Consider the following 277-nt stretch of genomic DNA (forward strand, 5'->3'; position numbering starts at 1 on the left):
GCTTCATGTCGATGGGCTCGCTCCAGGGCCCGCTCATGCTCGACGCGTGGATGACGAACGTCTTTTGTGGGCGCTCGGAACCGTCGAGCGTCGGAATGTAGATGAAGTAGCGGCCTTCGTGTTTGGCGATATCGAGCGCCCAGACGATGCCGATGTTCGTGCGGAGGGCAGCCGCGATGGGCGTCCAGTCGATCAGGTTGCGCGAATGCCAGATCGGAATGCCGGGATAATATTGGAAGGACGAGAAGGTAGCGTAATAATCCGCGCCGTCCTTCAG

The 277-nt window shown here is 59.6% G+C and carries 1 protein-coding gene; it reads right to left on the bottom strand.

Annotated elements, in window-relative coordinates:
* The coding region (locus tag AC0IW9_RS30755) for a family 43 glycosylhydrolase (protein WP_471652100.1) at positions 1–277 on the bottom strand (277 nt) is incomplete at both ends.

The sequence above is a fragment of the Belnapia sp. AC561 genome (assembly GCF_979252845.1).